Origin of the sequence: Endozoicomonas sp. ONNA1, from assembly GCF_024606325.1 — a bacterium.
Lineage (GTDB): Bacteria > Pseudomonadota > Gammaproteobacteria > Pseudomonadales > Endozoicomonadaceae > Endozoicomonas_A.
In genome coordinates this window covers 1-12,766 of the sequence record NZ_JAHHPN010000297.1, presented here as the reverse complement: position 1 = coordinate 12,766, position 12,766 = coordinate 1, and the positions used below count along the sequence as shown (strand labels likewise).

At 46.8% G+C, this 12,766-nt stretch carries 11 protein-coding genes and 1 pseudogene; 6 read left to right on the top strand and 6 right to left on the bottom strand.

Going from position 1 to position 12,766, the window contains the following annotated elements; genetic code table 11:
- The 4 genes and pseudogenes from KDK19_RS07050 to KDK19_RS07035 form a co-directional block, all read right to left on the bottom strand.
- Positions 1 to 1,225 (bottom strand): restriction endonuclease subunit S (locus KDK19_RS07050; RefSeq protein ID WP_257291625.1); only part of this gene is annotated, 1,225 nt, incomplete at its 3' end.
- 11 nt (positions 1,226 to 1,236) lie between these two features.
- A pseudogene (locus KDK19_RS07045) lies at positions 1,237 to 1,415 on the bottom strand (cell filamentation protein Fic); the annotation flags it as partial.
- Between the two features lie 120 nt (positions 1,416 to 1,535).
- A complete protein-coding gene (locus tag KDK19_RS07040) occupies positions 1,536 to 1,820 on the bottom strand; it encodes a hypothetical protein (protein WP_257275187.1) in 285 nt (94 codons plus the stop codon).
- 74 nt (positions 1,821 to 1,894) lie between these two features.
- Positions 1,895 to 2,605, bottom strand: coding sequence for a type I restriction-modification system subunit M N-terminal domain-containing protein (locus KDK19_RS07035; protein ID WP_257291624.1), 711 nt, complete (start codon positions 2,603 to 2,605; stop codon positions 1,895 to 1,897).
- A gap of 382 nt (positions 2,606 to 2,987) precedes the next feature.
- Between KDK19_RS07035 and KDK19_RS07030 the strand changes: the two genes are divergently transcribed.
- Together KDK19_RS07030 and KDK19_RS07025 are read left to right on the top strand one after the other, a co-directional pair.
- A complete protein-coding gene (locus KDK19_RS07030; RefSeq protein ID WP_257291623.1) occupies positions 2,988 to 3,110 on the top strand; it encodes a hypothetical protein in 123 nt (40 codons plus the stop codon).
- A complete protein-coding gene (locus KDK19_RS07025; protein WP_257291622.1) occupies positions 3,111 to 3,689 on the top strand; it encodes a hypothetical protein in 579 nt (192 codons plus the stop codon). It abuts the gene before it with no gap.
- Positions 3,690 to 3,813: 124 nt separating this feature from the next.
- On the opposite strand, the gene KDK19_RS07020 is transcribed toward KDK19_RS07025, so the two are convergent.
- Complete coding sequence (locus KDK19_RS07020; RefSeq protein WP_257254707.1) at positions 3,814 to 5,088, bottom strand: hypothetical protein; 1,275 nt, start codon at positions 5,086 to 5,088, stop codon at positions 3,814 to 3,816.
- A 489-nt stretch (positions 5,089 to 5,577) separates the two neighbouring features.
- On the opposite strand from KDK19_RS07020, the gene serB reads away from it, so the two are divergent.
- Genes serB through KDK19_RS07000 form a run of 4 tightly spaced genes read left to right on the top strand, consistent with a single transcriptional unit; the run spans position 5,578 to position 10,419 of the window.
- Positions 5,578 to 6,804, top strand: coding sequence for a phosphoserine phosphatase SerB (gene serB / locus KDK19_RS07015; RefSeq protein ID WP_257254708.1), 1,227 nt, complete (start codon positions 5,578 to 5,580; stop codon positions 6,802 to 6,804).
- 18 nt (positions 6,805 to 6,822) lie between these two features.
- On the top strand, positions 6,823 to 8,070 hold the full coding sequence (locus KDK19_RS07010) for an ABC transporter substrate-binding protein (protein ID WP_257254709.1): 1,248 nt from the start codon (positions 6,823 to 6,825) through the stop codon (positions 8,068 to 8,070).
- 34 nt (positions 8,071 to 8,104) lie between these two features.
- Complete coding sequence (locus KDK19_RS07005; protein WP_257254710.1) at positions 8,105 to 9,799, top strand: ABC transporter permease; 1,695 nt, start codon at positions 8,105 to 8,107, stop codon at positions 9,797 to 9,799.
- Positions 9,796 to 10,419, top strand: a complete 624-nt coding sequence (locus KDK19_RS07000; protein ID WP_257254711.1) for an ATP-binding cassette domain-containing protein — start codon at positions 9,796 to 9,798, stop codon at positions 10,417 to 10,419. Before KDK19_RS07005 ends, KDK19_RS07000 begins: the two co-directional genes overlap by 4 nt.
- Positions 10,420 to 10,558: 139 nt before the next feature.
- On the opposite strand, the gene KDK19_RS06995 is transcribed toward KDK19_RS07000, so the two are convergent.
- On the bottom strand, positions 10,559 to 12,574 hold the full coding sequence (locus KDK19_RS06995; RefSeq protein WP_257291621.1) for an EAL domain-containing protein: 2,016 nt from the start codon (positions 12,572 to 12,574) through the stop codon (positions 10,559 to 10,561).
- Positions 12,575 to 12,766: the final 192 nt, after the last annotated feature.

Sequence of the window (12,766 nt, the reverse complement as noted above, 5' to 3'; positions counted from 1 at the left end):
CTGCCCTCTCTTCTGGTTTTGGGAAGCTTAGCAGCAAGTCACGGTAGTATTCGTATTGCTTTTGGCGCAGCTCAATTTCTCGGGGTAAGCCTTCGGTGATGGAATTGGTTAGGGCTTCAAACTTGCTTAAGATTGAAACGATTCGTTTTTGCTCATCAAGAGGAGGGAATGGAAAGAGCACAGTTTCAAAAGTTGCAAGTTTAATATTGCTCTGAGCACTACCTGTACTTTTTGCCTGTAGTTTGGTTTTAAATGATGACAAAAGATACTCTATAAAGTTTACATTTGCCTTTTCTGGGTGAGCAATGAAGCCTATAACACTATCAGGAAAGCATGAATCAAATCCCAGGATGGTGGTTTCTGCGATATTTGCTGCTATTGTGATGCAAAGAGTTCCCTTTGGCCATAACTTGCTCTGTTTCAGCCCAAGCTTACTATAGGTTTGTGAGTATTCTGTGATGATATGTGAAGAGTTTCTAATATCTCCAGTTTGTATGAATGGTATAACTCCACCGTATAACCTTGGGTCATTTCGTGGACGATGCTTGGATTTTCCTCGGCCAAAGTCCAAGGCAACTTCTTGCAATGTTTTCCATTCCACCTCCCCATCATCAAAACTCAACAACCGATCACGATAGTAGTTGTATTGTTTTTTCCGTGCAGTAAGCTCGGTGGTCAACTCGGTGGTCAACTCGGTGGTCAACTCGGTGGTCAACTCGGTGGTCAGCTCGGTGAATTTGTCCAGTATTCTGACGATTTCGGATTGGACTTTTAGGGATTTTTGTGGGTTTTCCGGGCAGGGGATGGGGATTGGAATTTGTTGCATTTTCCCCTTTGTTAACTTTGCTCTGTCACCGCTAGATAAGTACGGTATGAAATTAACAATGCAAAGGTAGTGGAATATGAATCTTGTGTTAAGTTTCGACTTTCCACGTATAACATGCACATGATTGTTAGCCCAGAATTTTCCAGTTGCATATTGTATAGAGTATTTTTCGAGACTTGCTGAGCCATCCTCTGCAATTAGTACGAATTCACCATCATGAGTATACCCCTCAACGTAGTCTTGTATGTTGTTGGCTCCATAATATGGTGTTTTTCCCGGTGAACGGAGGGACGCTTTTACTGGTTTTCTCCCTTTGTTGGCAATCTCAAAAAACTTTTCATTGCCTAAAGGCACCCACTCAACCTCAGCCCCATCCAACAGCCTTTCCATAAAATCCATATCACCCACCACTACAAGTCCCCAGTCCTGAACTCACTATAACCTTCATAAAAATAACTAACATCAATGCCTTTCATATACAGGTCACGGTCGTCTATCCGATCGGTTAAGGTTTGCCTGAGCAGGTGTTTGACTCGATATCTTTGACGACACTGCGTTGCATGGCAGAGAGGTACTCTTTTTCTGGCATTGGCAGTTATTCGAAAATCTCGAATAACTACATAAAGCGCCTCAAGCTCAACCGGCAGTTGATCCATAAAATCTCTCATCCCTAATGAATTGTGCTTGTCGAAAATCATGCTCGCCCTGCTCACTTTTTATTCAACAAAGAAATAGCAAGACCCAGCAGACCAATCGCCGATAAAGCGTCTGTTGTATTAGCTTTCTGTGCATCGTTAACAAAATAGCGACTGTGGGTACGCTTTAAGTCATCAATGGTGTTGGCTTCAAAAATAACCACTTCTATTTCATTTTTATTGTTCAGAAAGTAATGCAGCTCTTTTTGCAGGCAGACTGCCTGCGCCGCAGAGTAATCACTGTATTCATCGCATTGAGTAGCCTTGGTGGTGCGATTGTGTTCAATGAGATAATACATGGTGAATCGCATCCTCTCTTTGTCGTCTACGGCAGTTATTCACCATTTGAAAGATATTTTCAAATGTTCATGCCTCAACCTTCTATCTCAGCCACAATGGCATCAATCTCCGAGCGTAGCTGATCTATCCTGCCAACCGTAGTTTTCAGCTCAGCATTCAGCTGAGTAATATCAACCTTCTCCCGGGTATCCCTGGCTTCCACATAACTGCTGACCGACAGGTTGTAGTCATTGTCAGTGATCGTCTCAAGGCTGACCGACTTTGCGACATGCTCCACATCGTCCTTGCTGTGGAAGATTGCCATAATCTGCTGGATATGCTGATCTGTCAGCACATTGTTATCTTTTACCGTGTTACCCAGACGGTTGCTGGTGGTGTCGAAATCGGCAAACAGGCCTTTGATATCGGCTTCTGACGGATAACCGTTGGCTGAACATTCAATCGACTTGAATATGTCAGCCAGCTCGGTATTCAGGTTATGGTTTTTGCTGGCATTGGCCGCTACGTTCACAAACAGTTCACTGGGGTAGATAAAATAGCCTTTGGTTTTGATGGCATCTTCTCTGGTTGCGACAATGTTTTCATCGCCATCATCCATTGTCGCATAATTGACGCTGTCATCACCGCCCGTGATGTAGTTGGTGAAGTTCTCACTGATAAAGCGGTAGAAAAGAGTGCCCAGCACGTATTGTTTGAAGTCCCAGCCGTCTACTGAACCACGCACATCGTTGGCGATCTGCCAGAACTGGCGCTGTAGTTCGGCGCGCTGTTGGGCACTGGTCATTGATGGCACTCCTGAAAACAAGGTTCTTTTGACAGTACGCTACCGCCCGGAGATTTGGCTACTGCAATCAGCAATAGGCGGAGCGTGGGTCTCGGTAGCTCTGTCGGTAAAAAAGGGTTCAGTTTACCAGCTTCGGCGAGAAGCCTCTCCCAGAAGAGGGCCGTGAGAGTCAAAATACTACAACATGACAAGAAACTGCCTGAAAAGTGGCCTGTTTGACCGTAAATCTAAAATCATCGGGTAGATCAGGCCTTATTCGCAGTTTTGTTAATTGCACTTACTCCAATGTTATGAACTTTTGTTTCAAAACCGACTCAGAGTTTTGAAGCCATTTTGAATGTTCTTTCTAAGTGGGAACAAAATTAACAAAGGAGTAGTCAATATGAATAACGTAGATAACAACTCCAGCACTGCTGGTTTTTTTTCACCAAAGCCTGAGGAGGAAACACCAGAGGGTGTCAGCTTCGGCAGAACTACAACGGCAGCTGACAATGTTGATGCTTAATTGAGCAGCGATCCCGATCACTCAAGTCAGAACTTGGGAGCCGTTGCCAGCAGCAGCACGTCACTTGAACAGAGAGTAGTGTCTAACCAGGCGAGCACTGAAATAGACGCAGCAAACAAAAAAGCTCAGGAGAATGTGACAACTATCATTAATTACTTAAAACAGCTGAAACAGCAAAATCTGATTTACAAAAATATGTATGGTAGAGAGGCAGCTCCTGATCAGGATATCCAAGTATTTGAGAAAGTCACCCAATTACTTAAATATCTTGAGCCTCTGAATATTTCAACAGATGAACATCTGAATGATGGTAGACACTTTTCTGAAGTCAATAAGGGATCATTTACTTCTGATTATCATGTTAGTTATCGGGGTGAGGAGATTTTTTCTTTGACCAGTGCTTTTAATGTAATTGAAGATGGTTTGAATTGGTCTCTAGCTGTTAAAACCACAAGCTTATTTGATGAACTCTATTTTGCCCCTGATGCTCCCGGTTATCAAGCTGTAAAAAGTGAATTTGAGGCATTACAGACCAAATCTTCACCTAATGATCTTAAAGGCTCGTCTGCCCGCGAATAACCTGACGAAAAGGCAGATTATAGTGAGCTGCAATTTGTTTGTTGATGCGGTGCTCCGGGTTGCTCGTATCAGGGTTGTTGAGAGACTTACCCCGAATTACCCGCATCAGCGGCATTATTTGAGATCAGAAATTCAGTTTGTCTTTAAGATTGCTTAATATGTCATCTTCAGAATCACTGCTCGAGGTTTCATCTTCATCTGACTGTTCTCCACCTGCTCTTTCCTCGGCATGTTGCTTAAGAAGCCTTGCAACTCTCACCAGTTTGTCTAGTTGCTCTTCATCATATTGAAGAGGAAGCTCTGGTCCAAGGAAGTGTTCCAGAATAGATTTGATCTTTTCGTCTGTACTTCTTGAAAACACTCTTCTAATGTGTCTGGCAATCGCATAACCCACTGCTGTCACTGCGTTTTCAGACTCCGGCAATGCTGCCGAAGCTCCCCCAGTCGAACCTTCAACGGTTTGGGACGCATTATCTATTTCGCTTTGCTTTCTGGATACCAAAAAATGATAAAGTTTTTCCAGCTTTAGCGGTTGGTATTGATCTTTCATCCAGAATCTTTTCGAAAATTCATCTCCGCTAGGTCCGCAGAGAAAAGCTGTAGAAAAAGCTGACATTAACAAAGAATAAAGCACTCCTACTGTTTCTGAATTCTCCACCAGAAATCTAAGCAGAATCATAGTGTCATTGACGTTTTCTTCAGCATCTGTGTAGTTTTCATAATTCATATAGGCCGTCACTTCTACAAAAGTTGGCGCTACCGGATAATCGAGAAATTCAGAGAGTAGTGATTTTTTGTCGTTTATTCCCAGCAGTCCATGACTTGCTGGTAGGAGTGACTTGCTATGACCACTAAGCCCAGAAAGAGAAAAAATAGCCTGACCTGGAGTTAGGCCGCCTGAATATCGTTCTTGCTGACTGCCCTTTTGATAATCGTTGTTTTGTAAAAGTAAGCTTGTCGGCAAGCCATTTAAAGCAGACGACAATTCTTTTGCCGTTATAGTAATACCCGAAAAAAACCGCCCTGTTTTTTCAGTATGAATTGAACCATCAACAGGCGCAAAAACAGCCTTTTTATTTTTTAGCAGATCCTGTAAATCAATGTGTATCTGATGACCTGACAGATCAGTCACAGCCAGAGACTGGTGGGCATCTGCCCGAAGTCTGATGATACTTTTCTCGTTAATGTCTGAAATCAGCAGTACTGAGCCTTTTTGGGAATCAAAAAATGGAGTAAAACCATGGATGGATAAAATCATATCCTCCTGAACAATAATGGAACCATTGCCCAGTACTATAGTGAGTGGCTCAGGCGAAGGAGTTGGGTAAGAGGCCCCTTTAACCGTTCCTGTTACAACCAAAGTTAAAAATATCAATGTTTGCCACAAGCTTTTTAGCATTGAAAAACCCCACTTGGCATAAAATAAATTGGAAATACCTGATGCTTGAACGGGTCCAGCTTTTGATCATTTCGGCAAGGAGCGTGACACTACCCTTGGTTGTCGTATACTGAGCGAGGATATTAGTGCAGAGCTGGTTTATACCCATTACCCTGAAGGATTCTTATATCAAAGCGACAGTGTAGCTTGTTTTTCAATTTTCAGTTTTTTTTCAGCACTGGAAAGTTTGACTTTATGAAGAGAACAAACGAGTTCCAATAGAGCGGCATTTTGTTGAGAAAGGAGCTTTTTTCCCGCTTTCAGGCAAATCACAAACCACAAAGCACAAACCAGAGTGAAGGACAAGGAGTCTCAGAATTCTCTCCCTGCCTGACGCTATCGAACTCTATGCGTTACAATAGCGTCGGCTAACTGCCATGAGCGATAGGAAATGTTTGAAATCGCTTGGGGGTATAGCCATTTGCAAAACGATAAGAAGCCAGGTGAACTGTGAGAGAGATTCTGCTGATTAATGTGACAGGGCGAGACAAACCCGGTCTGACGGCCTCCATAACATCCATCATGGCTGCCTGTGCTCATCAGAACAGGGGGCTGGAAATTCTCGATATCGGGCAGTCGGTTATCCATGACACCCTGACTCGTGGAACTCTTTCATGGACGATCATCGTTCGATTGCCAGATGGTCTGAAAGTCTCTCCTGTGGTGGAAGATCTGCTTTTTCACTTTGATCAACTTGAGCTTCACGGCAATTATCAGACCCTTTCTGATGAAGGCTTTCAACAGAGGGCATCCGAACAGAGCAATAATCGTTACATCCTGACCCTGCTTTCCAAAAACATCACAGCAGAGCACATCGCCCGTGCTAGCCATATCACAACAGAACATGCTCTGCATATAGATCGGATTACCCGACTGTCTGGCCGTTGTCTGGAGTTCGGGGTCAGAGGACTTTCTCCTGAACCGGACGCATTAAGAACGGACTTTTTGCGCCTGTCCTCAGAGCTGGACATGGATGTGACCTTTCAGGAAGACAACATCTATCGCCAGAATCGCAGGCTGGCGGTGTTTGATATGGACTCTACCCTGATTGAAGCCGAGGTTATTGATTTGCTGGCTGAAGCAGCGGGCGTGGGTGACAAAGTGGCAGCAATCACTGAAAGGGCCATGCAGGGCGAACTGGATTTTAACGAGAGTTTCCGCGAAAGGCTGGCCATGCTGAAAGGTCTGGATGAGTCGGTTCTGGCGAGCATAGCCGAAAAGCTGCCGATAATGGAGGGCGCTGAAAAGCTCTTTAAATGCCTGAATGCACTGGGTTATAAAACAGCGATCCTGTCAGGGGGTTTTACTTACTTTGCCCGTTTTCTTCAGGAGCGATTGGGGGTCGACCATATTTTTGCTAATGAGCTGGACATCGTCGATGGCAAAGTCACCGGTGAAGTCAAAGGTGAGATCGTCAACGGCGAGCGCAAGGCAGAGCTGCTCAAACAGATTGCTCTCAGTGAAGGAGTTTCTTTGCAGCAAACCATTGCCGTAGGCGATGGAGCTAACGATTTACCCATGCTGAGTATCGCCGGATTGGGCATTGCGTTCCGGGCCAAGCCTCTGGTCAGGCAAAGCGCCAGACAGTCTATCTCAACATTGGGTCTTGATAGCATACTCTACCTGTCAGGCTTCAGTGACAAAGACCTGCAAATACTGAATCAGGATAAAAGCTAAGGATGGTTCCAGCGTTCAATGATTACAACAAGCTTTTTACGTGTCTTACAGGCTGTGGCTTTTTTGGCATCTCTTTGGTCTTTAAGCAGCTATGGGGCGTCTCTTTCTGAATCTTCCTCTGTACTCTCAGCGGGCGAAAAATGGCGGAAGATTCTCAAAGAGGCCAGAGGGCAGAGTGTTTACTTTAATGCCTGGGGCGGAGATCAGCAGGTCAATGACTATATTCGCTGGACAGCCAAACAAGTACGACAGCGTTATGATATTGAATTGAAACAGGTCAAAGTCAGCAATACGGCAGACGTTGTCAGTCGTATATTGGCAGAGAAGCAGGCCGGTCGCGATTCAGACGGCACGGTCGACATGATCTGGATTAATGGCGAGAACTTCCGTTCAATGAAAAATCATGGCCTGCTTTTTGGGCCATTTTCTGAACAACTACCCAATTACCGCTGGATTGATACCCGGGAAAAACCCACAACGATTCTGGATTTTGGTGAGCCCGTTGAAGGTCTGGAAGCACCCTGGGGCATGGCGCAGCTGGTTTTTATTTATGATCAGGAGAGTGTGCAGGCACCTCCGAAAAGCGCGGCAGATTTATTGAAATTTGCCAGAAAGCATCCTGGCCGGGTCACCTATCCAATGCCACCTGATTTTGTAGGAACCACGTTTCTTAAGCAGTTGTTGCTTGAGCTGGCCCAGCAGAATCCGGCTTTGTTCCAGCCTGTTGGCCCAGACAGCTTTGACAAGATAACGGCACCCTTGTGGCGTTATCTTGATGAACTGCACCCGTTATTGTGGCGTGAGGGCGAAACCTTTGTGCAGAACAATCTGGCGCTGACACCTCTGCTGGATGATGGTGAAATTCTATTGTCAATGTCGTTTAATCCATCTTATGCCAGCTCTGCGATTGCCAATGGCGAACTTGCCGAAAGCGTCAGAACCTATGTTCATTCTGACGGAACGGTCGGAAACACTCACTTTCTGGCTATTCCCTATAATGCCCGTGCAAAAGCAGCTGCGCAGGTCGTGATTAACTTCCTGGTGTCCCCTGAAGCCCAGTTACACAAAGCGGACCCGGATGTCTGGGGTGATCCTACCGTCTTGAGCATGGGAAAACTGGCTGAGTTGGATAAACGACACTTCAGTGAGTTACCTCTGGGTATCGCTACCCTCAGCCCTGAAGCTCTGGGCATAACATTGCCTGAGCCACACGGCTCCTGGTCAACCGCTCTGGAAGCAGAGTGGCAGAAGCGTTACCGTCAGTGAGAAAGGCAGTTTGAAGTTCAGAAAGAGTTTTGCTGTGCAACTTGCTGCGGCACTGGTCGCAGTTTTATTCTTATCCGTCGTATTGTTGGGCACAGTCAGTGCGGTTCTGCCCGCATTTGGTTATTTACCGATACTGGGAATGACTTCCCTGTCTTTTGCTCCCTGGCTGCAAGTTTGGGAAACGCCCGGCCTGACAGAGATGCTCTGGTGGTCTTTTTTCTCGGGTATGTCAAGCACACTGGTCTCCATGCTGCTGGCGCTGGCGTTTGTCAGTGCTGCCTGGGATCGCCGGTTCTGGTATCAGGCACAGCGCTGGTTATCACCCATCATGGCAACACCCCATGTAGCACTTTCTGTAGGGCTGTTCTTTTTGATTATGCCCAGTGGTATTTTGGCCAGGGGACTCTCAGCTTTCATGGATTGGCAAGGCCCCCCGGACTGGCAGACGGTGCAGGACCCCTGGGCGTTGTCATTAACCGCATTGTTGGTTCTGAAGGAAACTCCTTTTCTGATTCTGATGCTGATGGTGGCCATCAGGCAATTGCCGGTCAGGGAAATACTAAGAACGGGGGCCGGACTGGGCTATCAATCCTGGACGGTCTGGGTAAAGTTGATCTGGCCCCAGCTGTACTTGAGAGTTCGTCTTTCCATGCTGACAGTTCTGGTGTTTGCCCTCTCTGTTGTCGATATCGCCATTGTACTGGGCCCGGCAACACCGCCCACTTTTGCCGTGCAGGTGCTGAACTGGTATCAGAATCCTGACCTTGAATTTCAGGCTTTGGCCTCTGTCGGCAGTGTTTTGTTGATGATTTTGGTGCTTGCTGCCATTGGTTCTATTGTATTGCTGGAAAGGTTGGCAGCCACTTTGCTAAGGGGCTGGCTGACCTCCGGTCGCAGAGGCTCTGGAGAAGGTGTTTGGCGTTGTCTGTCTATTTTTGGCTGGAAGGCACTGCTGGTTGTATTCGGCGCCAGTGCGTTCATGTTGTTAATCTGGTCGTTTGTCTGGCGGTGGCGATTCCCTCATCTTTTGCCACAGAGTTGGTCCTTCCGCCATTGGGAACGGGCTTGGCCAAGACTTGTGGAACCGTTGGAAATGGCTTTGCTGATTGGCGTGGTGTCGGCTTTTCTGGCTTTGCTTATCTCGGTCCTGATACTGGAAGCGGGCAGGAGAAGCCAAATAGCGTCCCCTTACCTGAAAAAAATGCACAGACTGATAAGCCGGACTATGTATCTGCCATTACTGTTGCCACAGCTGACATTTTTGTTTGGTATCCAGATCTGGCTGATTCGTTCCGGTGCAGAGGGGCACTGGTGGTCAGTGGTTTTTATGCACCTGCTGTTTGTTTTGCCTTATTGCTATCTCAGTCTTTCAGGCCCCTGGCGGTATTATGATGAACGACAGACTGCTCAGGCTCTCATGTTGTCTGGTTCTTCGGTCAGGGCCTTTTTGCAGGTGAAATGTTTAATTCTGTTGAAACCCTTGTTGGCCAGTTTTGCTCTGGGTTTTGCCGTCAGCATTGCCCAATATTTGCCAACGTTGTTTGCCGGGGCAGGCAGAATATCAACCGTCACAACGGAAACGGTGGCATTGGCTTCCGGTGGTAATAGAAAAGTTATGGCGGTATACGCACTGGTACAAATACTGCTGCCTGTGTTGATGTATGGACTGATGCTACTGCTCAGTTCCCGGAGGATCAGAAACCGGCGGCCAGTCAGGAGATGGGTATGAAGCTGGAAGTCAAAAAGCTCAGCTTGTCAGTTGCAGGAAAATCACTGGTCTCTGATCTGAGTTTCACTGTCAGCGAGGGTCAGGTTCTGGTTTTTATGGGTCCTAGCGGTTGTGGTAAGTCTTCTATTCTTGATGTTCTCTGCGGGACTCTGGCCCGAAACTTTCAGTCTTCAGGAACCATCATTCTTGATAATAAAAACATAACCCATACACCCTCCCATCAGCGAGGAATAGCACTGCAACCCCAGGATCATCTGTTGTTTCCCCATCTTTCAGTCGGTGAGAATCTGGCTTTCGGAATACCTTCCTCCTATAGCCGGAGCCAACGAAAACAGAAAATTGAACAGGCCTTGAATGAATGTCAGCTTCCCGGTTTTGACAAGAATAATCCACTGACTCTGTCGGGAGGACAACGGGCCAGGATCAGTTTGATGAGAACCCTGCTTTCGCAGCCGAAAGTTCTGTTACTGGATGAGCCGTTTTCGAAGCTTGATCAAGCTTTGCGTCAGCAGTTCAGGGAGTTTGTCTTTCAGCGGGTTTCGGAGCTATCAATACCGGTCATTATGGTCACTCATGATTCGGCTGATATTCCGGATGCCAGTGAAATAATAAAGCTTTGAACGATTCGCTCAGTGAGTGTATCTCAGGAACCTGCAGGATGACTCGAAATACCCTGACCACTGTTCGGTGGGTTCAGATTCTTCGAGTCAACAGAGTGAGTAGGAACCGACTGTCCGGATTTGCCGATGCTCACGGCTGCTAGCTGCTGAAGTCGTAGGTCATGGATTCAAGAGGGGGTTGCAGATAATGACCCTGGATATAATCAACACCCAGCTGCCAGATACTGGTGAGTGTCTGGGCATTCTCCACCCCGGGTATGATGATGACTTTGTTGAGGCTCTTGAGATGTTTAGCGGTTTTCTTGAGATGTGCGTCTTCATTTCGCTCAAGTTGCTCCGTGAACAGACAGTCCAGCTTCACAAACATCAGATCCAGGTGTTCCATGATTTTCATGGAAGGTGACTCGCCAGAGAACTGAGTTATGGCAAACTGACAACCAGAAGGCTCCAGGCGTTCTGCGAAAGTCTTAACCTGATTAAGATGTTGGTGAACCAGTCTTTCGGCCATCTGCAGGACAATCATTTGGCCGGGAACATCGGCAGCTTCCAGTAAGCGAGATAAACGCTCAGTGAACTCTTCGTCGTTCAGGCTGGCCTGACTGATGTGAATCATCAGGCGAGTGTCTTCACCGTTTCTAAGCTTTCTCGATAGCAGTTTCACGGACTGGCGGATAACCCATCGGTCAATAAATGGCATCAGGTCACTGTCCTGCGCGGCAGTGATAAACTCACCGGCAGGGACTTCCTTGCCTTTTTGGTCCAGAAGACGCAGCAGAACTTCATAATAACTCGGGCCATCTCCGGTTACGCTGATCACAGGCTGGAATAACAAACGAAAGCTGTCGTTTTCAAGAGCCTGACGAATCATGGCAACGGTGTCACCATTGCAGGCTTTCTGGTTATCAATCGCGCTCTGGGAGAAGAGCTCGAGCTTATTGCCTCCGTTGCTGGCAGTCAGATGACAGGCTAAACGGGCGCGCTCCAGCATGGTTTGTCCATCACAAGCCTGACCAATCTCAGCCAGGCCAATACTGGCTGTTGTGAAGAGCGTTTGTTGTCCTGTAGGGATCAGTTCATTTTCCAGAGCCGCCCTTAATAGCTCCAGAGCGGCAACATTCTTTTCGTGGACATCGATCAGGTAGACCTCGTCACCATAGTGAGTGGCAGTACTGTCGGGTAAATGCTCATACAACAAACGACTCATTGTTTCCTGAATCGCTATACTTCCGTCGACGCCTGTATTTTCTCGAATAGAGTCATAGTTATCGAGCCTCAGATAAGCCAGAGTTTCCGGTTCCCGGTGACCAGAGAGCAGTGGGGTAAAACGTTCCCGGGGAACCAGAATAGAATTTTCTTCCCGATCAACCACCGTCGTTGCCGTTGATGTGGGAGCATTGCCTTTTACTATGACCTGGATGCACGGCTCGTCATCAAACACAGCATCGGATAGCAGGACTGTTGCTGGAAACGTTTGACCTTCTACATTCACTAGCTGGCATTCGACAGTGGGTTGTTCATCTCCCGGTTTGAAATGCTTGATCAGATTTTTAAACAGTGGCTGATCCCGGAAAGCGATCATATCAATCAGAGGCGTGCCTGCCAGATCGTCGGGGTCTTCATAACCAAATAGTTTGTTGTAAGAAGGGTTGGTATCGATATGCATGCCTTCGTGAACATAGGCAATGGCCTGAGAAGTATTGTCCATCAGTAGCTGGCAGCGCTGCTTAAGGTCGTTCAGCTCTTTTTGCAGTTTTTGCAGTTGTTGTCGGTGTTCCTGACTCGCCTTTTCTCTGAGCAGGGCATGCAATATATGTTCTTCGTGAGAGTGATGGATTGCATCACCCGCCCCTTTCTCCAGCCAATGCCTGATGATATCGGGTTTATTATCATGAATAGAAACAATGACTGGAATATCGAGTTTTAATCTCTGAATGCTCGACAAAACCTGCCCGGCATTCAGCAAGGGCGTTTCTTCAACAGTGAGCAATAAATCCCACTGGCCAGTGCTCAGTGCCTCCTCAAGATCATCAAGAGTGTCTAACTGTTGCACCCGGGCAGGAAGGCCGGAGTTGCGGAAAAGTTTAACCCAACGCTCTGCCTCGTTTCTGGAGGTCTCGAGTGTCAACAGGCGTAACGGCTGTTTATTATTGTTCATGATGGCAGTTTTTTTTAGCCTAAAGCTGTTTCAGTTATGGTAATTTTTCTCTTATCAGGGCAGCTAACAGTCAGTCTGTTACCTATGGCCCGGCCCCCATTGCACTCCCTGCAAAAACTTATTCTACTAAAGAAGACGTACTAGCAGCCTGTCGGACTTAAGCGTCCGTAGCGAGGATTGCAAGAAATTGAG